The sequence below is a fragment of the Methylosinus sp. sav-2 genome (genome assembly GCF_004366495.1).
Taxonomy (GTDB): Bacteria; Pseudomonadota; Alphaproteobacteria; order Rhizobiales; family Beijerinckiaceae; genus Methylosinus.
On sequence record NZ_SOEJ01000008.1, the window covers coordinates 14,303 to 36,548 of the forward strand.

Below are 22,246 nucleotides of genomic sequence, written 5' to 3' on the forward strand. Positions count from 1 at the left end.
GTCACGCGTGTCGGCTCTTGCAAACAAAAACGGCGCCCCGTGGGGCGCCGTTCTGCGTTTCGCGAGACGAAGGTCTCAGTAGTTGTAGGCGCGCTCGCCGTGCTCGGCGATGTCGAGGCCCTCGCGCTCCTGATCCGGAGCGACGCGCAGGCCGATCACCACATCGACGATCTTGTAGAGGATCGCCGAGCCGATGCCCGAGTAGAGGATCGTCGCGCCGACGGCCGTCGCCTGCGAGATCATCTGCTGCGCCATGTCGTATTTGCCGGCGAAATTCTCGCCGATGTTGGTGTAGTCGGTGATGCCGACGCCGCCGAGGTCCGGGCTCACCAGAATGCCCGTGGCCAGAGCGCCGGTGATCCCGCCTATGGCGTGCACGCCGAACACGTCGAGCGAGTCGTCATAGCCGAAGAGGTTCTTCACCTTGGAGACGAAGAACAGGCTGATCGGCGAGACGATGAAGCCGAGCGCGATGGAGCCGATCGGACCGGCGTAGCCGGAAGCCGGCGTCACCGCGACGAGGCCGGCCACGGCGCCCGAGATCAGGCCGAGCAGCGACGGCTTGCCCTTCAGCGCCCATTCCGCCAGCAGCCAGGAGAGCGCCGCCGCGGCGGTCGCCACCATGGTGTTGACGAAGGCGAGCGCCGTCGTGCCATTGGCCTCGAGGTTGGAGCCGGCGTTGAAGCCGAACCAGCCCACCCACAGCAGCGAGGCGCCGACCATGGACAGCGTCAGCGAGTGAGGCGGCAGCGCCTCCTTGCCGTAGCCGATGCGCTTGCCGAGGATCAGCGCGCCGACAAAGCCGGCGATGCCCGCGTTGATGTGGACGACGGTGCCGCCCGCAAAGTCCAGAGCGCCCGTGCCGTGCATCCAAGGAGCGAGGCCGCCGGCGATCCAGCCGACAGAGCCGATCAGCGTGTCGATCTCGCCTTGAGCGGCGGTCTTGGCTTCATCCGTCGTCGCGGCGGCGAGCTTGGTGGCCGCATCGACGATGGCGTTCGGATCGGCGACGCCCCACACCCAATGCGCGACCGGGAAATAGATGAGCGTCACCCACAGCAGCACGAAGACGAAGGCTGCCGAGAATTTGATGCGCTCGGCGAAAGCGCCGATGATGAGAGCCGGCGTGATCATGGCGAAGGTCATCTGGAACACGAAATACGCGTATTCCGGAATCACATGGCCGGGGGTGAAGGTCGGCGCGTTGGAGGAGGCGTCGACGCCCTTCATGAGCAGCTTGTTGAAGCCGCCGATATAGGCGTTGAGCGAGCCGCCGTCGCCGAAGGCGAGCGAATAGCCGTAGAGCGTCCAGACGACGCCGACCAGCGCGACGATCGCGAAGGTCTGCGTGAGCACGGACAACATGTTCTTCGAGCGCACCAGGCCGCCGTAGAACAGAGCGAGGCCCGGGACGGACATCATCAGCACCAGCGCCGAGGAAATGAGCACCCAGGCCGTGTCGCCGGGATTGGGAACAGGCGCGTTGCCGGCGGCGAGCGCGGGGTCGGCGAGGCCCACGGCGATCGCCGCGCCGACGAGAGTCGAAGCCGCAGACAGGCTCCGAGGCAGACGAAGTCTCATTTGGAACTCCTGGTGATTTTTCGTGAGTGGGTCAGAGCGCGTCGGCGTCGCGCTCGCCGGTGCGGATGCGGATCGTCTGCTCGAGGGGAAGGACGAAAATCTTGCCGTCGCCGATCTGCCCGGTATGGGCGGCGGTCGTGATCGCTTCGATGGCCTTGGCGACGAGCTCGGACGTCACGGCGACCTCGATTTTCAGCTTCGGCAGGAAGCTGACGGCGTATTCCGCGCCGCGGTAGATCTCGGTATGACCCTTCTGGCGCCCGTATCCCTTGACTTCCGTCACGGTGAGACCGTGGACGCCGATGTTCGTCAGCGCGTCACGGACCTCATCGAGCTTGAAGGGCTTGATGATCGCTGTCACGATTTTCATCTGCCTATCCTGTTGTTCTAGACCTTCATGGCGGTGACTGCTCGCCTTGCGAGACGGCGCCCAATGCGGCGATGGCCATGATGAGCACCGTTGTGCTCATGCCGCGAACCATCAAATGCCGTGCCAGCTCTCGCGCCGCCGCGCGGGGAGACACGCATTGGAAAAGAACTGCGAAGCAAATCAAATCCGTGGCGAAGCGACGCAGGCGACGGGAAGCGCGCTGCGCAAAGGGTTTGCGCCCGCGACCGTGAGGTGCGGCGAGAGGGCGGGGGAAAGCGTAGGCGCCTGCAAAAAGGCAGCAGGCGCCTACTAAACAGTCAATCAGCTGCTCGAGTTTCGGATGAATGATCGCGGATCAAGCCTTCCTGCGCCACAGAGGCGACGAGCCGTCCGTCCGAGGAGAAAATCATTCCCCGTGTGAGCGTGCGCGCGCCGGCGGCGGTCGGGCTGTCCTGCGTGTAGAGCAGCCATTCATCGGCGCGGAACGGGCGATGGAACCATACAGCGTGATCGAGGCTCGCGACCTGCAGCCGCTCGTCGAAGATGGAGCGGCCGTGCCGCGCCAGCGCCGTGTTGAGCAGCGTCATGTCGGAAAGATAGGCGAGCAGCGCTTGATGAACGGCAATCTCGTCGCCGATGCGCTCGGCGATCTTGAACCAGATGAATTGCCGAGCATCCGCCTCAGCATTGTTCAAAAAAAAGGCGCTCGGATCGACCACGCGTATATCGACCGATGGCGATCCGGCGATGCATTCCGAGGCGGCGAGCGGCAGAAAATCGGCGAAGCGCTCGGCCAGCGCGTTTTTCGTCGGCAGCGTCTCGGGCGCCGGCGCTTCCGGCGCGGGAAGGGCGTGCTCGAGGCCAGGCTCCTCGATATGGAACGAGGCCTCCATCGAGAAGATCGTCCGCCCGCGCTGCTTGGCCTCGCAGCGCCGCGTCGTGAAGCTTTTGCCGTCACGCAGCCGCGTGACGAAGAAGTCGATCGGCTCGCGCGGGTCGCCGGCGAGGATGAAATAGGCGTGCAGCGAATGGGCGGGGCGGTCGGCCGGCACGCTGCGCTGCGCGGCGACCAGCGCCTGGCCCACCACCTGACCGCCATAGACGCGCGCATTCTTGCACCGGCTGTAGCCACGGTAGGCGTCCGGGCCGATCGGCTCGAGATCGAGAAGCGCGAGCAGCTCGCGCGTGCTGTTGTGCGCGTCCATCAGTCGACGGGCCGGGCCTCCTCCGGCAGCATGATGGGAATGCCGTCGCGGATCGGATAGGCGAGCCGGGCGGAGCGGGAGATCAGCTCCTGGCGCTCGGAGTCATATTCGAGCGTCGATTTGGTGAGCGGGCAGACCAAAATCTCGAGAAGGCGCGGATCGACCTTCGTCGCCTCGGATGCGTCCTCGCCCTCACGCGCGGGCTTATCGGATTTGTCGCTCATCGTGACGCCTTTCTGCTCTGCGAGCCATAGGGCTTCGGGGAGATCTGGGCTTCGGGGAGATCGCTGCGCGCAGTCTCGGCCGCCTCCTGGTAAAACTATCTCGCTATATGCCGCAGCGGCGGAAAAAGTCTCTAATGGAATTGCGGCGGATCGTCGCTGTTCTGCGCCAGATCGAGCTCGGCCAGCGCGACCAGAATCTCGGCGCGCGAGCGCAGATCGACCGCCTCCAGCAGCGCCTGCTTCTCGCTGGCGCCGAAGGGGCTCATCATGGCGAGCGCATTGACCAGCGCCTCATTGGGGGCGGCGTCTATGCTCGTCCAGTCGACGTCGAGCTGCGAGCCGTCGGCGAACTCGCGCAGCATGCGGATCATTCCGGTGCGATCGACATTGTCCTCGCCGGCGCCGGGCTCGAGATCGACGAGGAAATCGTCATAGCTGACCCGGCAGCTGCGATAGGCCAGAGTCGTCGGCAGCTCTTCTTCTATGCGGAAGCGCGCTATGCCGGTGAGGGAGATGAGATAGCGGCCGTCGCCGGTCTCGGAGAAGCGCGTGATGCGGCCGGCGCAGCCGATCTTGTGCAGCGCGGGGGTCTGCTCGCGCTCGTCCTGGCCGGGCAGCGGCTGGATCATGCCGATGACGCGCTGCGAGGCGATGGCGTCATCGACCATGGCCAGATAGCGCGGCTCGAATATGTTGAGCGGCAGCTCGCCGCGCGGCAGCAGCAGCGCGCGCGTCAGCGGAAATACCGGAATGACGACGGGCAGGTCGCTCGTGTCTTTATAGGGATGATTGACGCTCATGTCGGTCAGCGGCGGTCGCCGCTACTCCTCGAGAAAACGCGCTCGCATCATGAGAACAGCAGCGACGACAGGCGTCGCCTGGCGCCTATGGTCGCTTTGTCGAGCGGTCCCCAGGCGTCGAAGAACTGGATGAGCTGCTTCCTCGCCCCGTCGTCGCTCCAACTACGGTCCTTTCGGATGATGTCAAGGAGCGCGGTTGCGGCCTCGTCGCGCTTGCCTTTGGCGTTGAGCGCGAGGGCGAGATCGAAGCGCGCCTGCAGATCGTCGGGATCGAAGGCGACGCGCTTGTGCAGCTCGTCGATCTCGCCGAGATCGGAGGCTGCGAGCGCATTCTCCAGCGACGCCGCCGCAGCGGCGACCAGAGAGTCGGCGCGGATCGGGGCGGGCAGGCCGTCGAGCAGCGCTTGCGCGTCGGCGAGGCGCTCCTGCTCGACATAGAGGCGGGCGAGCTCGGCCGCCGCTTTCGTGTAAGGGGGCCGGCGCGCGACGAGCTGCAGCAGGATCGCCTCGGCGGCCTCGAGCTGGCCCTCGCCGATCAGCGCCTCGGCGGTGAGGAAGTCGTCGGTTCCCTCGTCCTCGAGCGGGCCGGCGAGGCGCTCGATGAAGCCGCGCAGCTGCTTCTCCGGCAGCGCGCCGACAAAGCCGTCGGCCGGCCGGCCGCGCTGGAAGGCGACGACCGCGGGAATGGATTTGACGCCGAGCTGTCCGGCGACCTCTGGATGCTGGTCGATGTTCATCTTGACGAGCTTCACGCGCCCGCCGGCGGCCTTTACGGCGCGCTCGAGGGCGGGGGCCAGCTGCTTGCAGGGCTCGCACCAGGGAGCCCAAAAATCGACGAGCACGGGCTGGCGCAGCGACGCCTCGAGGACGTCGGCGCGGAAGCTCTCCGTCGTCGTTTCGGTCGTTCGGGCGTCGTCTTGCGCCGTCAGTTCCGCCGCCATCGCACCATCTCCCGCACCGCCTGCCAGAGCTTCGATCGGAAATCGCTCTCGAGAATCATTCGCCGGAGCCAATTCGATCGATCGCGATTCCATTCGACCGGAACGCGCTCTAGGCGTCGCTCGCTCCGTCGCCACGCCGCATGAACGTCAGATAGACCGGTTTGCGTCCGGCCGCCATCGCTTTCGCCTCGTATTTCGTCTGCGTCCAGCCCTGCCAGGGCGTGAGCCAGTCCTTAGAGGCCGCCGCGGTCCATGCAAAATCCGTGGACTCTCGGACGCGCGCCAGCGTCCAGCCGGCATAATCGTCGATATCCGTGGCGAAACGCAATTCCCCGCCGGGGCGCAGCACATGGGCGAGCGCCTCCAATGTCTCCTTCGAGACGAAGCGGCGTTTGCGATGTCGGCGCTTGGGCCAGGGGTCGGGATAGAAGAGGTAGGTGCGGCCGAGGCTCGCCTTCGGCAGCCAGCCGATCACCTCCGCCGCATCGCCCTGGTGGAGGCGGATATTGGCGAGGCCCAGCGCGTCGATCCTCGCGAGCAGCTTGGCCATTCCGTTGACGAAGGGCTCGCAGCCGATGAAGCCGACGTCGGGCCGGGCGGCCGCGGCGGCTATCAGATGCTCGCCGCCGCCGAAGCCGATCTCGAGACGCACCTCCGCGACCGCGGTCGGAAACAGGCCAGCGGCGGAAGGGCAGGGCTGCGAGAGATCGAGCGTCAGCCGCGGCAGCAGATCCTGCAGCAGCCGCGCCTGGCCGGCGCGCAAGGCCTTGCCCTTGCTGCGGCCGTAGAGGCGGCGCGCCACATGGGCCGCGCCGCCGTCGATCGCTTCTTCCAGGTCGCCGTCTCGTTCCATGGCTCAGTCTTTGGCGTCTTTGTCGCCGAAGATCGCCTGCGTCAGGAGAACTGCGCCTTCAGCGCGTCGACGAGATCGGCGCGCTCCCAGGAGAAGCCGCCTTCCTCGTCCGGCGTGCGGCCGAAATGGCCATAGGCCGAGGTGCGGGCGTAGATCGGCTTGTTGAGCTGCAGATGCTCGCGAATGCCGCGCGGCGACAGGCGCATGATCTGCGGCAGAATGGCCTCGAGCTTGTCCTCGGGAACCTGGCCGGTGCCGTGCAGATCGACATAGATCGACAGCGGCTCGGCCACGCCGATGGCGTAGGAGAGCTGCAGCGTCGCGCGATCCGCGAGGCCCGCGGCCACGATGTTCTTGGCCAGATAGCGGGCGGCGTAGGCGGCCGAGCGGTCCACCTTGGTCGGGTCCTTGCCGGAGAAGGCGCCGCCGCCATGCGGGGCCGCTCCGCCATAGGTGTCCACGATGATCTTGCGGCCGGTGAGGCCGGCGTCGCCGTCCGGGCCGCCGATGTGGAACTTGCCGGTCGGATTGACGTGCCAAACCGTCTCCTTGGTGACGAAGCCCGCGGGCAGCGCCTCGAGGATATAGGGCTCGACGATGGCGCGAACGTCCTGCGGCGTCAGATTCTCGTCGGTGTGCTGATGCGAGAGCACGATCTGCGTCGCCTCGACCGGCTTGCCGTTCTCATAGCGCAGCGTGACCTGGCTCTTGGCGTCCGGGCCGAGGCCCTTTTCCTTGCCGGTGTGGCGGGCGTGGGCGAGCTTCTCGAGAATCTTGTGGGCGTAATAGATCGGCGCCGGCAGCAGATCGGGCGTCTCGCGCACGGCGTAGCCGAACATGATGCCCTGATCGCCCGCGCCCTCGTCCTTATTGCCGGCGGCGTCGACGCCTTGCGCGATATCGGCCGACTGGGCGTGCAGCAGCACCTCGACATCGGCGTTCTGCCAATGGAAGCCGGCCTGCTCATAGCCGATGGACTTGATCGCCTTGCGGGCGACGTCGACGATCTGCTCCTTGGAAATCGCGGGGCCGCGCACCTCGCCGGCGATCACGACGCGATTGGTGGTGGCGAGCGTCTCCGCGGCGACGCGGATCTGATAGGGGTCGACGCCGAACTTGGCGCCCTCGCGAAAAAACAGATCGACGATTTCGTCTGAAATGCGGTCGCAGACCTTGTCGGGATGGCCTTCCGAAACCGACTCGCTGGTGAAAAGATAGTTCTGTCGCGTCACATCCAATCTCCGTCAATCGCCGCTCCGCCGTTCTCCGGCGGACAGACCTGTCCATTCGCCCAAATCAGTACAGGCGTCGTTCGTTTCGTCAAGCCGTATGTGCCAAAATGTTCTTTATAGAGAACTCGGTCGGGGTGAGCCGAGCTTCGGCCTATTTGTCGGCCGTATCGCCTATGCCCGGCTCCCGCGCGACTTCGTCCTGCTCGGCCAGCGTCGAGATGAGGTCGATGACACGCTTGCGCACCTTGGGGTCCTTGATGCGGGCGAAGGCGCGATTGAGATGCAGGCCTTCCGCCGTCGAGAGGAAATCGACGACATATTGCGAGGAGGATTCCTCCGCGAAGCCGTCGCCGGAGGCGGGCTGGGAGTTGGGGGCGCCCTCGAAGAAGAAGGAGGGCGGCACGTTCAGCGTCTTGGAAATCTGCTGCAGCCGACTGGCGCCGATGCGGTTTGTGCCTTTTTCGTATTTCTGCACTTGCTGGAATGTGAGGCCGAGCGCCTCGCCGAGCTTCTCCTGACTCATCTTCATCAGGATGCGTTGCATGCGCACGCGACTTCCGACATGCTTGTCGATCGGATCGGGCGCTTTCTTCACTGCGAATGCTTCCTTTTGCTCATCAGGTGCCGCCTTTTGTTCGAAGAGGCTGATCTACAGCGGATTTCGCCCTTTCGATCGCTGGCGCGGACGTGCTCGCCACTGTGTCGAGGGGCGTGTCATCGCGCGCCCACACGACCGGAAGTCGAACCCGCGAGGCCGCGAAAGCGTCCGAACAGGGCGAAAATTATTGTGAAGAACCAAAGCGTTGAAGTCCAGCGAAAAGGATGGGCGGCAAAGGGCGGCGCGTCGGTCGCGCGCGGCAGGCGCGCATCGATGACGCCTTCGACGCCGAGCGGCAGGCGGTGGAGAATGCGGCCATAAGGATCGACGACCGCGGAAACGCCGGTGTTGGCGACGCGCGCCAGCGGCAGCCCTTCCTCTATGCTGCGCAGACGCGCCTGGGCGAAATGCTGATAGGGTCCGCTGGTCATGCCGAACCAGCCGTCATTGGTCACATTCAGCAGCCATTGCGGCCGCTCGCCGGCGGGCTCGACCGTCTCCCCGGGGAAGATCGCCTCATAGCAGACGAGGGGCGCGGCCAGCGGCAATCCCGGCGCGGCGAGCCGTCGCGGCCCGGTTCCTTCGTCCCATGTTCCGGGGACCAGCTGCGAGACGCCGAGCGGCGCGAGAAGCTTGGAGAGTGGCAGATATTCGCCAAAGGGCACGAGATGCGTCTTGTCATAGGCGGCGACGATGCGGCCGCCCTGAACGGCGAGGATCGAATTGAAGATCTTTGTGTGGCGCTTGCCGTCCTCGCGCCGCGCATCCTCCTCCGCGCGCGCCGCGCCGGTCAGCAGCACGGCCCCGCGCATGGTAGCGGCGATGCGCGCGAGCGCCTCCGGATCGCGCGAGAGGATGAAGGGGAAGGCCGATTCCGGCCAGATCAGATGCGTCGCGTCGGCGACGCCGGAGCGGCCGGGCGCGACCGCGCGATCGGAGAGCTCGAGATAGCGGCGCAAAATCTCCGGGCCGTTCTCGGGCTTGAATTTCGCGTCCTGCGGGAGATTGGGCTGCATCAGCCGCAATTTGACGCCCTCGACATATTCCGTCTTGCCGGCGCCGAGCCGCAGCGCGCCATAGCCCGCCATGCCGATGGAAAGGACGAGCGCGACGATGACAGCCGGCGTGAGGCGGCGCGGGCCGTCGATGAGCGTCGCCGGCGCGGCGAACAGAATGACCGCGAGAATATCCAGCCCATGCAGTCCGACGATCGCGGCCGTCTGATCGAGAAAGAGAATGGCGGCGAGCGCCATGCCGAAATCATTCCAGGGGAAGCCGGTGAGGATGTAGCCGCGCAGAAATTCCGAGGCGCCGAGCCCGGCCGCGAGCGCGAAAATGCGCGCCGAGCCGCCCGACCACAACGCCCGCGCGAGCGCGAAGCCCAGCGCCGGAAACAGCGCGAGGACGGCCGGCGCGCCGATGACGGCCAGCGGCAGCGCCCAGGCGAATTGGTCGGGCTCCACCAGCATGGCCGCGCCGAGCCACCACAGCCCTGCGAGAAAATAGCCGAAGCCGAGCCACCAGCCGGCGCCCGCCGCGCGGCGCATGGAGCCGGCGAGATAGGAGAGGCCGCCGGCGCCGCGCGCGGACGCCGAGCCGTCGAGCAGCCACACGGAGACGCACATGGTCACGAGCATGGCCGGGGCGAGATCGAGGGGAGCCAGCGCCAGCGCGCCCACTGCGCCCGCCGCAAAGGCGATGGCGCGGCGCGTCCAGCCCTCGGCGAGGATGATGCGTTGCGGAAGTGTCGGTCCCGTCCGCGCGCCATCGGCGAAGGACCGGGTGAGAAATTGCTGCGCCATGTGCATCCGTTCGATTCGAATTGGCGTAACGACTTTATCCCGTCCAACGGCTACGCCCTAGAGCCGGCTCGAAAACGGCTCTCGCATTTCAATGGGATCGAATTGTGATCGCTCGCGCTATTTACGAGAATCGTTATCATTTTTGCGCGAGGCCGCGCTGTGCGGCGGCGCACGCGGCGACGGCCGCGAGAGACGAATCGAGAGACGAATTCGCCCGATGACGTCCAAACGCCTCCTCATCCTCGCCCATGCGCCTTCGCCCAATACGGAGCGTCTGCGCGAGGCCGTTCTCGCCGGCGCGCGCGAGATCGCCGGCGTCGAGATCGTAATGCGCGCGCCGCTGGAGGCGACGCCGGAGGATGCGCTCGCCGCCGATGCGCTCATTCTGGGGACGACGGAAAATCTCGGCTATATGAGCGGCGCGCTGAAGGATTTCTTCGACCGCAGCTATTATCCCTGTCTCGACCGCATGCAGGGCCGGCCTTACGCGCTCTATATTCGCGCCGGAAACGACGGCGCCGGCGCGCGGCGCAGCGTCGAGACGGTCGTGACCGGGCTGCGCTGGCGCGCCGTGCAGGAGCCGCTGATCTTTCGTGGGCCTTGGCGGGAGGAGTTCGTCGAGGCGTGCCGCGAGCTCGGCATGGCGATGGCCGCGGGACTGGAGGCGGGGGTGTTTTGATGGGCGAATGCCTGCTTCGCGCCTCGGGCATTTGCGCTCGATCGCGCATTGGCTTCTCCCGGCGCCCCTGCTAACCTCTTCGCGATTTTTACGAGAGGACCGACCTTGCCAGCAGATATCGCATCCGGCCTTCTGTCCTTTGCGGCTTATTTTCTCGGGGCCATCGCCTATTGCGCCGCATTCTGCGTCGTCTACACGCGTTTGACGCCGCATTGCGAGTTCGACCTCATCGTCGATGAGCACAACGCCTCTGCGTCCATCGCCTTCGGCGGCAGCCTCATCGGCTTCGCCATCGCGCTCGCCGGCGCGGTGCACAACACGCAGACGGCGCTCGAATTCATCATTTGGGGCTTCGTCGCCTTCGCCACGCAGATCATCGCCTATCTTCTCGCGCGGCTCGCGCATCCGGGCCTTTCGCAGGCGATCGAGCAGAACGCCATAGCCGCGGCGGTGTGGCTCGGCGCCGTTTCCATTTCCACCGGCGTGCTCAGCGCCGCCTGCATGAGTCCGTGAGAGCCATGGCAGAGCCGCCGCGCAAGGAGTTCGGTCGCCGCGGGCTGGCGCCGCCCGTCGTCACCCATGCGCCCAAAGGGCTTCCCGGCGGCGGCGCCTCTCCGTCGCCCTTTCGCAAGCGCTCGCTCGCCATAGCGGCGATAGCAGTCGGCTCGCTGTCGATCGGCGCGCTGGCGCTGATGGAGAAGCCGCGGCGCGATTGTCCCGAGGGCGCCGATCCAGAGCGGCAGGATTGCAGCCATTCGAGCAGCCATTCCAGCAGCCACGGCGGCTCGGGCGGACATTCCTATTCCAGCGGCTCGTCGTCTTCCTCTTCGCATTCTTCCTCGGGCGAGAGCGCGTCCGGCCATGCGGGGGGCTCGTCTCTCGGTCATGCGGTGTCATTCGGCGGTTTCGGCGGCTCCGGCGCGGGGCATGGCGGCGGCTCATGAGGCGCGAGCTCTCGCCGCCGCGGCCGGACTTCGCCGAGGAGGCGCGCAAAATCGGATTTCAATACGCGCAGCCCGATGGCGAGCCCTATTGGGACGAGAGCGCGCGCTATGTTTTCTCCCTGCGCGAGATCGAGGACGATCTCGAGAAAGCGACGGCCGATCTTTCCGCGCTCAGCGAGCATGTCGTCGCGCGCATCGTGAGCGACGAGCAGGCGCTCGAGCGTCTGCGCATTCCGCGTCACGCATGGGGGCTCATCGCCGAGAGCCACGCGCGGCGCGATCCTTCGCTCTATGGGCGTTTCGACTTTTCCTATTCCGGCGAAGGGCCGCCGAAGCTGCTCGAATATAACGCTGACACGCCGACGAGCCTGTTCGAATCCTCCGTCGTGCAATGGCTCTGGCTCGAGCAGATGATCGCGCGCGGCCATTTGCCGACAGGCGCGGATCAGTTCAATTCGCTGCATGATCGCCTGATCGCGCGCTGGCGTGAGATCGCCGACGGCGGGCCTGTGCATTTCGCCTGCATGACGCAGAGCGTCGAGGATCGCGGCAATGTCGCCTATCTCTCCGATTGCGCGACGCAGGCCGGCTCCTGGACCGCGCGCATCGACATGCGCGACATCGGCCTTGCGGGCGAGATGTTCGTCGATCGCCTGGGGCGGCGCGTGGAGCGAATGTTCAAGCTCTATCCCTGGGAATGGATGTTCGCCGACGCTTTCGGCAAATCGGCGGCGATGGGCGCGACGCGTTTCGTCGAGCCGCCATGGAAAGCGATCGCGTCGAGCAAGGGATTTCTCGCCTATTTGTGGGAGGCTGCTCCGGGGCATCCTAATCTTCTGCCCTGCTTCTTCGAGGATGACGCGCGCGCTGCGTCTCTGACGCGATATGCGCGCAAGCCGCTCTACTCGCGCGAGGGCGCCAATGTCGCGCTCCACGACGGCGAGACTCTGCTCGCGCGCACGGGTGGCGACTATGGCGGCGAAGGCTTCGTGCGTCAGCAATTATGCGCGTTGCCGAGCTTCGGCGGACGTTATCCCGTGCTCGGCTGCTGGCTCGTCGGCGGTGAGCCCGCCGGCATGGGCGTGCGCGAGGATGCGTCATTGGTGACGACGGATCGCTCGCGCTTTTTGCCGCATGCGATCATCGATTGACGCCTATCGAGTCGGGGCGTACGCTCTTCCCTGCAAATAAAAAAATAAGGGAGGACGGCCATGCCCGATGTCACCTTCTCCACCCCTCTTCTCCATAAAAATGTGACGGTCTATGCGGTCGCCGGCGACACGCACACGATACTCGCCGTCGCCGAGGCGAATAAGATTCCGATCCCGCATGATTGCAAGGACGGCGAATGCGGCTCCTGCCTCATCGAGGTGACGCCGCTCGACGACAAGACCATGGGCGCGACGCTCACCGAGAAGGAGAAGGCGCAGCTGAAATCCATGGGCAAGATCACAGCGGAGGAGATTTCCCGCGCAGTTGTCGACGACATTCCGCCCAAATATCGGCTCGCCTGCCAATATGTGGTGCGCGACCAGGACATAATGGTGAAATTCACCGGAGAGCCCGGCGGCGCCTGACGCGAGCCTGAGCGCTTTCGATCCAGAGCCGCAGGCCGGCTCTGGATCAGACGCGCCGACAGCCCCCTCGAGCGGGCGCCGCGCTATATCGATCCTCGGCGATTTTCCCGCCGCGTCCGCCTCATGGCCGTGGCGAAGCCGGCTTCGGCGCGGGCGGCGCCGGGGGAACTGGCCTTGCGTGCTCGCGCATGCTAACAGCGGCCTCCGCGCCCGGAACCTCCGGCGCCCACGCGACAGGAGCGGTCATGTCCGACATTTTCCATGAGGTCGACGAAGACGTCCGCCGGGACAAGGCGGCCAACCTCTGGAAGCGCTATCAGACGCCGGTGTTCGTCGGCGCTTTTCTGGTCGTCGTCGCGACGGGCGTCTATAGCTTCTTCGAGACCAATCGCTTGAAGACGGCCGAGGGCGCCAATGTCCGCTTCGACGCGGCCGCCGCTTTGGCGACCGGCGGCAAGGACGCCGAGGCGGTCGCCGCCTTCGAGGCGCTGGCCAAGGATTCGCCGCGGGGCTACGCCACTCTGGCGCGCATGCGCGCCGCCGAGGGGCTGGCCAAGAGCGACAAAGCCAAGGCTGTCGCCGCCTTCGACGCCATCGCCGAGGACAAGGGCGTCGACAAGCTCACCCAGCAAGTCGCCAAGCTGCGCGCCGGCGTGCTGATGCTCGAGCAGGGCGACCGCCAGAAGATGGTGGACCGGCTCGGCGAGCTCGTCACCGCCAATGGCCCGTTCCGCTACACGGCGCAGGAGCTCATCGGGCTCGACGCGCTGCAAGACAGCGATTTCGACGAGGCCGAGCGCGCCTTCAAGGTCATTCTCAATGATCAGGAGGCTCCGCACGCCATGCGCCAGCGCGCCGGCGCCTATAAGGCGCTGCTGGACGCCGCGCGCGGCTCCTCGCCTCCGCCGGCCGCCAAAGAGCCGGCCGCTCCCGCACCCGCTCCCGCCAAGTAAGCGCGAGCTTCACAGGCGACGTCGCCGCGACGTTGGACCAAAGGGCCACAATGTCCTTCACGCTCGCCATCATCGGCCGGCCGAATGTCGGCAAGTCGACCTTATTCAACCGGCTCGTCGGCAAGAAGCTCGCGCTCGTCGACGACCGGCCCGGCGTTACGCGCGACCGCCGCGAGGGCGAGGCGCGCCTCGCCGATCTGCGCTTCACCATTATCGACACGGCCGGCCTCGAGGAAGGCGCCTCCGCCACGCTGGAAGGCCGCATGCGCGCGCAGACCGAGGCGGCGATCGAGACCGCCGACGCCATTCTGTTCATGATCGACGCGCGCGTCGGCGTGACGCCGGACGACAAATATTTCGCCGATCTGGTGCGTCGCGCCGGCAAGCCGGTCATCCTCGCCGCCAATAAATCGGAAGGGCGCAAGGGCGAGGCCGGTGTGGTCGAGGCCTATGAGCTCGGCCTCGGCGATCCCGTGCCGCTCTCCGCCGAGCATGGCGAGGGCCTCGGCGAATTCTACGACGCGCTGCGGGAAGCGCTGCCGGAGGCGACCGCGGTTTGGGAGGAGGATGAAGAGGCGGCGACCGACATCGCCGTCTCGGCCGATGAGGACGGCAGCGAGGTCGATCCGACCAAGCCGCTGCGCATCGCCGTGGTCGGGCGGCCCAATGCCGGCAAATCGACGCTGATCAATCGCCTGCTCGGCGAGGACCGCCTGCTCACCGGGCCGGAGGCGGGCATCACCCGCGACAGCATCTCCGTGCCTTTCCGCTGGCGCGACCGCGATATGAAGCTCTTCGACACCGCCGGCCTGCGCAAGCGCGCCAAGGTCGTCGACAAGCTGGAGAAGCTCGCCGGCGCCGACGCGCTGCGCGCCGTGCGCTTCTCGGAGGTCGTCGTGCTGCTGCTCGACTCGGCCATTCCGTTCGAGAAGCAGGATTTGACCATCGCCGATCTCGCCGCGCGCGAGGGCAGGGCGGTGGTCATGGCGCTCGGCAAATGGGATGCGGTGGACGATCCGGGGACGCGATTCGCCAAGCTGCGCGAGGAGGCCGAGCGCCTGCTGCCGCAGATCAAGGGCGCGCCGGTGGTCGCCGTCTCTGGCGTGACCGGCTATGGGCTCGACAAGCTCATGCACGCCATTCTCGATGCGCATGAAGTCTGGAACCGCCGCATCTCGACGGCGCGGCTCAATCGCTGGCTGGAGAGCGCGATCGACGAGACGCCGCCGCCGGCGGTCTCCGGCCGGCGCATCAAGATCCGCTATATGACGCAGGCCAAGGCGCGGCCGCCGCATTTCATCCTGTTCGGCAATCAGCTCGATGAATTGCCGACGAGCTATCAGCGCTTTCTCACCAATGGATTGCGCCGCGCCTTCGATCTGCCCGGCACGCCGATCCGCATCTCCACGCGCTCGGGGGAGAATCCGTTCGACAAGGGGAGGAAGTAGGCGGGCGGCTTCATTCGCCGCGCTTCTTTGTCGCGAGAGGAGACTTCGCCGGCGCCTCGACGATCAGCTCGGTCGTCTGTTCTCTCCTGAATTGCTCGGGTCGCGTGATGGGGGTCAGCGCAGGCCAAAAATCATAGGCGCCCGGCTTGGTCGGATCGGCGGAGCCCCGGTTGCGACGCTCCGAGCGGCCGATCGGCAGCAGGGTGAGCAGCGCGCCGAAAAGGGCGAGCGTCAAATCGAGCTCGCTCAGCAGAATGGCGGAAATGATGCGGGCGTGCCTTCGGAAAAAGCGCATGTTCGGCTCCGTGCTTTCAGCGCCCACTCTCTGAAATGTCCCTTTTGACGAAATGTTTTTCGATGAGCTGCACGATAATGGCCGCGCCGACGGCGAGGGCGGCGTAGTAGTTTTCTTCCGGCGAGCCGGAGAGCAGCGTTGCGCCGACCACGACGGAAAACAGGACATAGCCCGGGTTGCGAATGATAGCGCTGAGGGTGCGTCCGAATTTTCGATATGGGGGCGCACCATCGATTATCGAAGCTGCCGTTCCGACGTTCTCCGCGCCGCGTGCTGCTTCGATGCGCGCCGCTATGATCTCCACGAGCTTCGCCGTGTCTATGTCGAGGGGCATAGCGGGCAGGAAAATTTCTTGCGGCACTTGGCGATCACATCGGGCGATCCAGTTCAAGAAATCTTTGCGAAGAAGGCATCGCGTCGCGGTAGGCGTCAGTCGCAGCGTCCACCATTCGCGCCCGCCATGCTTTGTCTTGGATATCGTTTCGAAGTCCCGCCAGGGCAGCGGCGCGGCGGACGCCGAGGGATAGACAAGGCCCTCCGCCTCGAGGATCAAGACGGGAGACCGTCTGAACAGCTTCCCCAGCGCCGAAAACGTCGCTGCGCCGCAAAGAAGCGCGCCGATCGCCGCCAGCGTCATGACGACAAGTCCGAACCGTCCCGAGAACAGCACGGAGACGCTGGCGATGGTCAATCCGGCGGCGAGCAGAGCGCGGCCCCAAAGGTTGCCGCCGCGCAAATATCGCGCTTCGATCCTGCAATGATTTGTCGTCTGCCCCATCGCCGCCTCCGGGACTTGCAATGGAGGCAGACTACAACGATCACTGCTTTCCGGGAACGGAAATCGGTCGCCCGCGCTTCCTCAGCTCGCCCCTTCGAACTGCGCCAGCAGCGCGTCGCGCGCCTCGGCGATGCGGCGGTAATCCTCCGCGCTGCCGCCGGCGTCGGGATGCGCGGTCTTGGCGAGGCGGCGGAAGGCGGATTTGATCTCGGCCGGCTCCAGCGCGCCTTCCAGAGGCAATTCCAGCGTCTCGCGATGCTCCTGATTGTCGTCCTCGTCGAAATTGAACATCTTCTGGAAGGCGGCGCGCTGCTTGCGGCCTTCTAAGCGCAGCTCGACCTGATCCTCCTTCCAGCGTTGGAGCGACATCACGAAGCAGGCGCCGAAGGCGATGCGGCCCTGCGTCTCCAATTCGTCCAGGCTGAACGGCCCCACCACATCATAGGGCGGCGCGAGACAGGCCATGCGGACGCCGTCGACGATCTCCACGCGGCCGATCGTGACCTTGTCGGATACGCCGAGCGAGCCGTTCCAGACGACCCAGTCCAATTGATCCGCCGATGTGTCCGTCACGCAGCCCGCTCTCATGCCGTCGGGCGCCCCGTCGCTTTTGTGCGAAAGGGGCCGCCGCATTCGTACAATCTCACGTTACATGCAGTTTCGAAGCCAATTTTGCGCTGCAGCACGGTTTTGAGGCTCCGTCCCCAGCCAAACGCCCTATTGGCGCTTGGCAAGCCATAATTTCAAATTATTCTAAACAAGGGCGTTCCGACTGGCCGTCGGGACAGCGGGCGTCCCCATGAGAGTACATCCAAGGAGCTTTAGTCATGGCTACGCTCAAGGGCACCAAGACCGAACAGAATCTGAAGGATGCGTTTGCCGGCGAGTCTCAGGCGAACCGCCGCTATCTCTATTTCGCTCAAAAGGCCGATATCGAAGGCCATAATGACGTCGCGACCGTGTTTCGCTCCACCGCCGAGGGCGAGACGGGCCATGCGCATGGCCATCTCGAATTTCTCGAGGTGGTGGGCGACCCGGCGACCGGTCTGCCGATCGGCAAGACAGAGGACAATCTGAAGGCCGCCGTCGCCGGCGAGACGCATGAATATACGGATATGTATCCGGGCTTCGCGCGCTCGGCCCGCGAGGAGGGCTTCGAGGAGATCGCCGATTGGTTCGAGACGCTGGCCAAGGCCGAGCGCTCGCACGCCGGCCGTTTCCAGAAGGCGCTCGACGAGCTGAAGTAAGCGCGCGACCCGATTTCCGGCTGATCCTTCGCGCGGCCTTCGCCGCCTTCCTTCTCCCCGCTTGCGGGGAGAAGGTGCGGATGAGGGGCCGGGGGCGTTTTCCGTCTATGGCTCACGCCCCGAGCCCCTCACCCCGGCCCTCTCCCCGCGCGGAGAGAGGGAGAAAACGCATGAGCCGATCGGAATAATTCGACCAGGGCAAAGCGATGAGAGAAGGCGGGCTCGAGGCGCCCTTCCGGCGTCCATTGGATTGGGAAAATCCAGATTTCTACGACGAGGCGAAGCTCGACGCCGAAATGCGCCGCGTGCTGGACATTTGTCACGGCTGCCGACGCTGCTTCAATCTCTGCGATTCCTTTCCGCGCCTGTTCGATCTCGTCGACGAATCCGCGAAAGGCGAAATCGAGACCGTCGCCAGCGTGGATTTTAAGAAGGTCGTGGACGCCTGCACGCTCTGCGACATGTGCTTTCTGACCAAATGCCCCTATGTGCCGCCACATGAGTTCGATCTCGACTTCCCGCATCTGATGCTGCGCTATCGCGCTGTCGAGGCGAAGAAGAATGGCGTCGGTTTCGCGGATCGCCAGCTCGCCGAGACCGACCGCAATGGCGCATTGGCGACGAAGATCGCGCCGCTCGCCAATTGGGCGACCGACTGCTCGCATCATGCGCGCAATGCGCTGGAGAAGGTCGCCGGCCTGCATCACGAGGCTGTGCTGCCGAAATATTCGAAGAAGAGCTTGGAGGCGCTCGCGAAGGAGACGCCGGTCGAGGTGAACAGAGAGGCGCCGGGCTTCGGCCGCAAGGCGGTGATCTACGCCACCTGCTTCGGCGAATATAATGATCCCAGCGTCGGGCTTGCGGCGCGCGCGGTGCTCGCCAAGAATGGCGTCGAGACGGAGATTCTGCACCCGCATTGCTGCGGAATGCCATTGCTCGAGCAGGGGCTCATCGGCGAGGTCGCGGCCTCGGCAAAGCAAGTGGCGGCCGCCTTCGAGCCCTGGATCGACAAAGGCTATGACATTATCGCGCTGGTTCCCTCCTGCGCGCTGATGCTGAAATTCGAATGGCCGCTGATCGTCACCGATGATCCAAAAGTGAAGCGCCTCGCCGCCTCGACCTATGATCTCAGCGAATATGTCGTCGGCATCTCGCGCAAGGAGGGGCTGGCGGAAGGGCTCTCGCCGATCGAGGGCGGCGTCGCCTTTCATGTCTCCTGCCATTCGCGCGCGCAGAATATCGGGCGGAAAGGCGCGGAGCTGCTGGGTCTCGTCCCGCAGGCGGATGTCGCCGTCATCGAGCGCTGCTCGGGCCATGGCGGCGCCTGGGGCTATAAGACGGCGAATTTCGAGACGGCGCTGAAAGTCGGCAAGCCGGTGGCGCGGCAGGCGCAATCGTCGGGCAAAGCCTATATCGTCTCCGAATGTCCGCTCTCCGGCCCGCATATCGTGCAGGGAATGGAGCGGCTGGACGCGGAAGCGAAAAAGCCCGCGCTTCTCGCGCATCCGATCGAGATTCTCGCGCGGGCCTATGGGGTGAAGTGACGGCGTCGCGCCCTTCCGCCGTCATTGCGAGGAGCGAGGCGACGAAGCAATCCAGAGTCGAGGGCGGCTCCTCGATTGCTTCGCTTTGCTCGCAATGACGCCCGAGGCGGCGCGTTCGTCCCGCCATCGAACCGACCGAGAAGAAACTGGAGCGATCCAAAATGGCGCAAAAGCACCACATCACCGTCGCCGATCTTCTTCCGCCGGACGAATACGCCAAGGTCCGCGTCGAGAGCCGCCGCCGTATCGCCGCGCGCAAGCGCAATCGCCGCGTCGAGGTCGGGCCTTTCGTGACCTTTTATTTCGAGGATTTCGAGACGATCTGGCTGCAGATCCAGGAGATGATCCACATCGAAAAGGGGACGCTCGAGCAGGCGCCGAGCGAGATCGCGGCCTATGAGCCGCTGATCCCCAAGGGCCGCGAATTGGTCGCCACCTTCATGATCGAGATCGACGATCCGCTGCGGAGAAAGCGCGTGCTGGACACGCTGGGCGCGATCGAGGAGACCGCCTTCATCGAATTGGGCGGCTCGCGTATCGCCGGCGTCGCTGAAGCCGATCAGGACCGCACCAGGGCGGACGGCAAGGCCTCGGCCGTGCAATTCGTGCATTTCCCCTTCACCGATGCGCAGGCGGCCGCCTTCCGCGAGCCCGGCGCACGCGCGCTGATCGGCTTCACGCATCAGAATTACGGGCATATCGCCGTCATGCCGGAGGCGGTGCGGGCGGAGCTGGCGGGGGATTTCGCGTAACGTCTCCAGCTTCGGCGGAGGAGGTCGCTCTGGCCTTATCCGCCGATTGCCCTTAAAGGGCGTTGCGAACCCGCCACTTTCCAGCGAGCCTCAGCCTTGACCAGCCCACAGCCGAGCGACCCCGTCTCGCGGCGGCGCACCTTCGCCATCATCTCCCACCCGGACGCGGGCAAGACCACGCTGACCGAGAAGCTTCTGCTGTTCGGCGGCGCGATCCAGCTCGCCGGCGCGGTGAAGGCCAAGCGCAACGCCCAGCAGACGCGCTCCGATTGGATGAGCATAGAGCGCGAGCGCGGTATTTCCGTCGTCACCTCGGTGATGACCTTCGAATATGGCGATTGCGTCTTCAACCTGCTCGACACGCCGGGCCATGAGGACTTTTCGGAGGACACCTATCGCACGCTCTCCGCCGTGGACGCGGCGGTGATGGTGATCGACGCCGCCAAGGGCATAGAAGCGCGCACGCGAAAACTCTTCGAAGTGTGCCGGCTGCGCGATATTCCGATCGTCACCTTCATCAATAAGCTCGATCGCGATGGCCGCGATCCGTTCTCGCTGCTGGACGAGATCGAGAAGACGCTGGCGCTCGACACCGCGCCCGTCACCTGGCCGATCGGCTCCGGCCGCAGCTTCGCCGGCACCTACTGCTTCGCGACCAAATCCGTGCGCAAGATCGACGCCGATACGGAGCCGATGACCGTCTCCGGCCTCGACGATCCGGCGCTGCTCGCGCTGCTGCCGGCGCATGAGGCGGACGCCTGGCTGGAAGAGGCCATGCTCGCCGAGGAGGGCTGCAAGAAGTTCGAGCTTTCGGCGTTTCGCGAGGGGCATTTGACGCCGGTCTTCTTCGGCAGCGCGCTGCGCAATTTCGGCGTGCGCGATCTCATCGACGCAATGGCAGAATATGCGCCCTCGCCGCGCGGGCAGGACGCCGACAAGCGCCATGTCGAGGCCAAGGAGCCGAAGATGGCCGGCTTCGTGTTCAAGATTCAGGCGAATATGGACCCGAACCATCGCGACCGCATCGCCTTCATGCGCGTCTGCTCGGGCAAGCTTTCGCGCGGCATGAAGGCGAAGATCGTGCGCACCGGCAAGACCATCTCGCTCAATGCGCCGCAATTCTTCTTCGCGCGCGACCGCTCCATCGCCGATGAAGCCTATGCGGGCGATGTGGTGGGCATTCCCAATCACGGCATATTGCGCATCGGCGACACGCTCACCGAGGGCGAGGAGATTTCCTTCCGCGGCGTGCCGAGTTTCGCGCCGGAAATTCTGCGCCGCATCGCCATCTCCGACGCGATGAAGGCCAAGAAGCTGCGCGAGGCGCTGCGCCAGCTCGCGGAGGAGGGCGTGGTGCAGCTCTTCCTGCCCAATGACGGCTCCGGCGCTCTGGTCGGCGTCGTCGGCGCGCTGCAGCTCGACGTGCTGGCGACGCGGCTCGAGGCGGAATATGGGCTGGAGACGAAATACGAGACCTCGCGTTTCGGCATATGCCGCTGGATCACCTCTCAGGATCCGATCGCGTTGAAGAGCTTCATCGAATCGCACGGCTCCTCCATGGCGGAGGATATAGACGGCGCGCCCGTGTTCATGTCGTCGAGCGAGTTCCAGCTGCGCTATGACGCGGAGCGGCATTCGGCGATCGTGTTCTCGGATGTGAAGGATTATCAGAAGAACGGGGCGGGAAAGGGGTGACGAGCGTTCTGGCGATTCGCCGGGAAAGGGCTATAATTTCTCTATAGCGAGGAGCGCCATCATGACCGACGAAGCGCGCATTGTTCTCGACCCCGCCGTGCTCGCAGGAAAGCCCGTTGTGCGCGGCACGCGGCTTTCAGTCGAATTCATCATCGGGCTAATGGCCGATGGCTGGAGCGAAGCCGATATTCGACGCAACTATCCCGTTCTCGAGCGGGAGGATATCGTGGCCTGCCTCGGATATGCGCGCGATGCGCTGCGATCGGAAAAAATTTTCCCCAGCGCCGTGTAGATGCGATTTCTCGCTGACGAGAATTTTCCGGGCGACGCAGTGTCGGCCTTGCGAGCCGCCGGTCACGATGTTTCCTCTTTGAGCGAGAGGTCGCCGGGCGCCCGGGACGTGGACGTTCTCGTCATGGCGGAGACGGAGCTACGCATTCTTCTGACCTTCGACAAGGACTTCGGCGAGCTCGCTTGGAGCGCGGGGCTTCCGGCTTCCTGCGGGATAATCCTCTTTCGAATGCCGACGCCGCCCGCCGCCGCAATCGGGGAGGCGCTCCTCGCTCGCATCGAAGAACGCAGCGACTGGGCGGGCCATTTCTCGGTCATCGAGGCCGGCCGCGTGCGAATGCGCTCGTTGCGCCCGGCCTGACGAGGCTCGCCGCGGCGAAGCGAGACAATTCTTTCGCCTTCGCCTATGCTGCCCGATCGCAAGAGCAAAGGAGAAC

At 65.3% G+C, this 22,246-nt stretch carries 26 protein-coding genes; 13 read left to right on the forward strand and 13 right to left on the reverse strand.

All coding sequences use genetic code 11. The annotated features are described in order from the left end of the window. Nucleotides 1-75: 75 nt before the first annotated feature. The 10 genes from EDE12_RS13935 to lnt all read right to left on the reverse strand — a co-directional run bounded on the left by EDE12_RS13935 (nucleotide 76) and on the right by lnt (nucleotide 9,606). The gene (locus tag EDE12_RS13935; RefSeq protein WP_024879361.1) at nucleotides 76-1,581 is read right to left on the reverse strand and encodes an ammonium transporter; all 1,506 of its coding nucleotides are present in this window, start codon (nucleotides 1,579-1,581) and stop codon (nucleotides 76-78) included. A 31-nt stretch (nucleotides 1,582-1,612) separates the two neighbouring features. Continuing rightward, nucleotides 1,613-1,951: a P-II family nitrogen regulator gene (locus EDE12_RS13940; RefSeq protein ID WP_003610684.1), complete on the reverse strand. Its 339-nt coding sequence runs from the start codon at nucleotides 1,949-1,951 to the stop codon at nucleotides 1,613-1,615. Nucleotides 1,952-2,268: 317 nt separating this feature from the next. Beyond that, nucleotides 2,269-3,156, reverse strand: a complete 888-nt coding sequence (locus tag EDE12_RS13945) for an acyl-CoA thioesterase II (RefSeq protein WP_026598106.1) — start codon at nucleotides 3,154-3,156, stop codon at nucleotides 2,269-2,271. Further along, nucleotides 3,156-3,380 carry a Trm112 family protein gene (locus tag EDE12_RS13950; protein WP_024879363.1) on the reverse strand — a complete coding sequence of 75 codons (225 nt, stop codon included), beginning with the start codon at nucleotides 3,378-3,380 and terminating at the stop codon, nucleotides 3,156-3,158. Before EDE12_RS13950 ends, EDE12_RS13945 begins: the two co-directional genes overlap by 1 nt. A 131-nt stretch (nucleotides 3,381-3,511) precedes the next feature. Beyond that, a complete protein-coding gene (locus EDE12_RS13955; RefSeq protein WP_024879364.1) occupies nucleotides 3,512-4,180 on the reverse strand; it encodes an LON peptidase substrate-binding domain-containing protein in 669 nt (222 codons plus the stop codon). Between the two features lie 47 nt (nucleotides 4,181-4,227). Continuing rightward, nucleotides 4,228-5,121 carry a co-chaperone YbbN gene (locus tag EDE12_RS13960; protein ID WP_036290290.1) on the reverse strand — a complete coding sequence of 298 codons (894 nt, stop codon included), beginning with the start codon at nucleotides 5,119-5,121 and terminating at the stop codon, nucleotides 4,228-4,230. 109 nt (nucleotides 5,122-5,230) lie between these two features. Beyond that, a complete protein-coding gene (gene trmB, locus EDE12_RS13965; RefSeq protein ID WP_245267248.1) occupies nucleotides 5,231-5,974 on the reverse strand; it encodes a tRNA (guanosine(46)-N7)-methyltransferase TrmB in 744 nt (247 codons plus the stop codon). 41 nt (nucleotides 5,975-6,015) lie between these two features. Continuing rightward, nucleotides 6,016-7,206, reverse strand: coding sequence for a methionine adenosyltransferase (gene metK / locus EDE12_RS13970; protein ID WP_024879367.1), 1,191 nt, complete (start codon nucleotides 7,204-7,206; stop codon nucleotides 6,016-6,018). A gap of 151 nt (nucleotides 7,207-7,357) precedes the next feature. Beyond that, nucleotides 7,358-7,801, reverse strand: a complete 444-nt coding sequence (locus tag EDE12_RS13975) for a helix-turn-helix domain-containing protein (RefSeq protein ID WP_024879368.1) — start codon at nucleotides 7,799-7,801, stop codon at nucleotides 7,358-7,360. A 119-nt stretch (nucleotides 7,802-7,920) separates the two neighbouring features. Further along, nucleotides 7,921-9,606 (reverse strand): apolipoprotein N-acyltransferase, encoded by a 1,686-nt coding sequence (gene lnt, locus EDE12_RS13980; RefSeq protein WP_026598109.1) that lies wholly within the window; start codon nucleotides 9,604-9,606, stop codon nucleotides 7,921-7,923. 217 nt (nucleotides 9,607-9,823) lie between these two features. Between lnt and EDE12_RS13985 the strand changes: the two genes are divergently transcribed. The 7 genes from EDE12_RS13985 to der all read left to right on the forward strand — a co-directional run bounded on the left by EDE12_RS13985 (nucleotide 9,824) and on the right by der (nucleotide 15,207). Further along, nucleotides 9,824-10,285 carry an NAD(P)H-dependent oxidoreductase gene (locus EDE12_RS13985; protein WP_026598110.1) on the forward strand — a complete coding sequence of 154 codons (462 nt, stop codon included), beginning with the start codon at nucleotides 9,824-9,826 and terminating at the stop codon, nucleotides 10,283-10,285. A gap of 105 nt (nucleotides 10,286-10,390) precedes the next feature. Beyond that, complete coding sequence (locus EDE12_RS13990; protein WP_026598111.1) at nucleotides 10,391-10,798, forward strand: DUF350 domain-containing protein; 408 nt, start codon at nucleotides 10,391-10,393, stop codon at nucleotides 10,796-10,798. A 5-nt stretch (nucleotides 10,799-10,803) separates the two neighbouring features. Then, nucleotides 10,804-11,229 carry a hypothetical protein gene (locus tag EDE12_RS13995; protein WP_051592365.1) on the forward strand — a complete coding sequence of 142 codons (426 nt, stop codon included), beginning with the start codon at nucleotides 10,804-10,806 and terminating at the stop codon, nucleotides 11,227-11,229. Next, a complete protein-coding gene (locus EDE12_RS14000) occupies nucleotides 11,226-12,380 on the forward strand; it encodes a glutathionylspermidine synthase family protein (RefSeq protein WP_026598112.1) in 1,155 nt (384 codons plus the stop codon). Before EDE12_RS13995 ends, EDE12_RS14000 begins: the two co-directional genes overlap by 4 nt. A 60-nt stretch (nucleotides 12,381-12,440) precedes the next feature. Beyond that, nucleotides 12,441-12,806 (forward strand): 2Fe-2S iron-sulfur cluster binding domain-containing protein, encoded by a 366-nt coding sequence (locus EDE12_RS14005; RefSeq protein WP_026598113.1) that lies wholly within the window; start codon nucleotides 12,441-12,443, stop codon nucleotides 12,804-12,806. A gap of 245 nt (nucleotides 12,807-13,051) precedes the next feature. After that, entirely contained in the window at nucleotides 13,052-13,759 is a 708-nt protein-coding gene (locus tag EDE12_RS14010; RefSeq protein WP_026598114.1) for a tetratricopeptide repeat protein, read from the forward strand. A gap of 50 nt (nucleotides 13,760-13,809) precedes the next feature. Next, complete coding sequence (der, locus tag EDE12_RS14015; RefSeq protein WP_026598115.1) at nucleotides 13,810-15,207, forward strand: ribosome biogenesis GTPase Der; 1,398 nt, start codon at nucleotides 13,810-13,812, stop codon at nucleotides 15,205-15,207. 10 nt (nucleotides 15,208-15,217) lie between these two features. Here the strand turns inward: der and EDE12_RS14020 are convergent, their stop codons facing one another. The 3 genes from EDE12_RS14020 to EDE12_RS14030 form a co-directional block, all read right to left on the reverse strand. Next, entirely contained in the window at nucleotides 15,218-15,502 is a 285-nt protein-coding gene (locus tag EDE12_RS14020; RefSeq protein ID WP_134188128.1) for a hypothetical protein, read from the reverse strand. 16 nt (nucleotides 15,503-15,518) lie between these two features. Then, nucleotides 15,519-16,139: a hypothetical protein gene (locus EDE12_RS14025; protein WP_134188129.1), complete on the reverse strand. Its 621-nt coding sequence runs from the start codon at nucleotides 16,137-16,139 to the stop codon at nucleotides 15,519-15,521. A gap of 222 nt (nucleotides 16,140-16,361) precedes the next feature. Beyond that, nucleotides 16,362-16,868 carry a molecular chaperone DnaJ gene (locus EDE12_RS14030; RefSeq protein WP_024879380.1) on the reverse strand — a complete coding sequence of 169 codons (507 nt, stop codon included), beginning with the start codon at nucleotides 16,866-16,868 and terminating at the stop codon, nucleotides 16,362-16,364. 239 nt (nucleotides 16,869-17,107) lie between these two features. Between EDE12_RS14030 and EDE12_RS14035 the strand changes: the two genes are divergently transcribed. The 6 genes from EDE12_RS14035 (at nucleotide 17,108) to EDE12_RS14060 (ending at nucleotide 22,170) form a co-directional block, all read left to right on the forward strand. Further along, nucleotides 17,108-17,527: a rubrerythrin family protein gene (locus tag EDE12_RS14035; RefSeq protein WP_018264950.1), complete on the forward strand. Its 420-nt coding sequence runs from the start codon at nucleotides 17,108-17,110 to the stop codon at nucleotides 17,525-17,527. A 206-nt stretch (nucleotides 17,528-17,733) separates the two neighbouring features. Then, nucleotides 17,734-19,071: a heterodisulfide reductase-related iron-sulfur binding cluster gene (locus EDE12_RS14040; RefSeq protein WP_026598118.1), complete on the forward strand. Its 1,338-nt coding sequence runs from the start codon at nucleotides 17,734-17,736 to the stop codon at nucleotides 19,069-19,071. A 161-nt stretch (nucleotides 19,072-19,232) separates the two neighbouring features. Continuing rightward, complete coding sequence (locus EDE12_RS14045; protein ID WP_024879382.1) at nucleotides 19,233-19,823, forward strand: DUF3501 family protein; 591 nt, start codon at nucleotides 19,233-19,235, stop codon at nucleotides 19,821-19,823. A 96-nt stretch (nucleotides 19,824-19,919) separates the two neighbouring features. Beyond that, nucleotides 19,920-21,518 (forward strand): peptide chain release factor 3, encoded by a 1,599-nt coding sequence (locus EDE12_RS14050; protein ID WP_026598119.1) that lies wholly within the window; start codon nucleotides 19,920-19,922, stop codon nucleotides 21,516-21,518. Nucleotides 21,519-21,579: 61 nt separating this feature from the next. After that, nucleotides 21,580-21,810 (forward strand): DUF433 domain-containing protein, encoded by a 231-nt coding sequence (locus EDE12_RS14055; RefSeq protein WP_026598120.1) that lies wholly within the window; start codon nucleotides 21,580-21,582, stop codon nucleotides 21,808-21,810. After that, entirely contained in the window at nucleotides 21,811-22,170 is a 360-nt protein-coding gene (locus tag EDE12_RS14060) for a DUF5615 family PIN-like protein (RefSeq protein ID WP_026598121.1), read from the forward strand. Nucleotides 22,171-22,246 lie beyond the last annotated feature (76 nt).

What these genes read in the sequence shown, in the direction of transcription:
- EDE12_RS13935 (WP_024879361.1), bottom strand. Translation starts at nt 1,581, where the DNA reads ATGAGACTTCGTCTGCCTCGGAGCCTGTCTGCGGCTTCGACTCTCGTC.
- EDE12_RS13940 (WP_003610684.1), bottom strand. Translation starts at nt 1,951, where the DNA reads ATGAAAATCGTGACAGCGATCATCAAGCCCTTCAAGCTCGATGAGGTC.
- EDE12_RS13945 (WP_026598106.1), bottom strand. Translation starts at nt 3,156, where the DNA reads ATGGACGCGCACAACAGCACGCGCGAGCTGCTCGCGCTTCTCGATCTC.
- EDE12_RS13950 (WP_024879363.1), bottom strand. Translation starts at nt 3,380, where the DNA reads ATGAGCGACAAATCCGATAAGCCCGCGCGTGAGGGCGAGGACGCATCC.
- EDE12_RS13955 (WP_024879364.1), bottom strand. Translation starts at nt 4,180, where the DNA reads ATGAGCGTCAATCATCCCTATAAAGACACGAGCGACCTGCCCGTCGTC.
- EDE12_RS13960 (WP_036290290.1), bottom strand. Translation starts at nt 5,121, where the DNA reads ATGGCGGCGGAACTGACGGCGCAAGACGACGCCCGAACGACCGAAACG.
- trmB (WP_245267248.1), bottom strand. Translation starts at nt 5,974, where the DNA reads ATGGAACGAGACGGCGACCTGGAAGAAGCGATCGACGGCGGCGCGGCC.
- lnt (WP_026598109.1), bottom strand. Translation starts at nt 9,606, where the DNA reads ATGGCGCAGCAATTTCTCACCCGGTCCTTCGCCGATGGCGCGCGGACG.
- EDE12_RS13985 (WP_026598110.1), top strand. Translation starts at nt 9,824, where the DNA reads ATGACGTCCAAACGCCTCCTCATCCTCGCCCATGCGCCTTCGCCCAAT.
- EDE12_RS13995 (WP_051592365.1), top strand. Translation starts at nt 10,804, where the DNA reads ATGGCAGAGCCGCCGCGCAAGGAGTTCGGTCGCCGCGGGCTGGCGCCG.
- EDE12_RS14000 (WP_026598112.1), top strand. Translation starts at nt 11,226, where the DNA reads ATGAGGCGCGAGCTCTCGCCGCCGCGGCCGGACTTCGCCGAGGAGGCG.
- EDE12_RS14005 (WP_026598113.1), top strand. Translation starts at nt 12,441, where the DNA reads ATGCCCGATGTCACCTTCTCCACCCCTCTTCTCCATAAAAATGTGACG.
- EDE12_RS14010 (WP_026598114.1), top strand. Translation starts at nt 13,052, where the DNA reads ATGTCCGACATTTTCCATGAGGTCGACGAAGACGTCCGCCGGGACAAG.
- der (WP_026598115.1), top strand. Translation starts at nt 13,810, where the DNA reads ATGTCCTTCACGCTCGCCATCATCGGCCGGCCGAATGTCGGCAAGTCG.
- EDE12_RS14020 (WP_134188128.1), bottom strand. Translation starts at nt 15,502, where the DNA reads ATGCGCTTTTTCCGAAGGCACGCCCGCATCATTTCCGCCATTCTGCTG.
- EDE12_RS14025 (WP_134188129.1), bottom strand. Translation starts at nt 16,139, where the DNA reads ATGACGCTGGCGGCGATCGGCGCGCTTCTTTGCGGCGCAGCGACGTTT.
- EDE12_RS14030 (WP_024879380.1), bottom strand. Translation starts at nt 16,868, where the DNA reads ATGAGAGCGGGCTGCGTGACGGACACATCGGCGGATCAATTGGACTGG.
- EDE12_RS14035 (WP_018264950.1), top strand. Translation starts at nt 17,108, where the DNA reads ATGGCTACGCTCAAGGGCACCAAGACCGAACAGAATCTGAAGGATGCG.
- EDE12_RS14040 (WP_026598118.1), top strand. Translation starts at nt 17,734, where the DNA reads ATGAGAGAAGGCGGGCTCGAGGCGCCCTTCCGGCGTCCATTGGATTGG.
- EDE12_RS14045 (WP_024879382.1), top strand. Translation starts at nt 19,233, where the DNA reads ATGGCGCAAAAGCACCACATCACCGTCGCCGATCTTCTTCCGCCGGAC.
- EDE12_RS14055 (WP_026598120.1), top strand. Translation starts at nt 21,580, where the DNA reads ATGACCGACGAAGCGCGCATTGTTCTCGACCCCGCCGTGCTCGCAGGA.
- EDE12_RS14060 (WP_026598121.1), top strand. Translation starts at nt 21,811, where the DNA reads ATGCGATTTCTCGCTGACGAGAATTTTCCGGGCGACGCAGTGTCGGCC.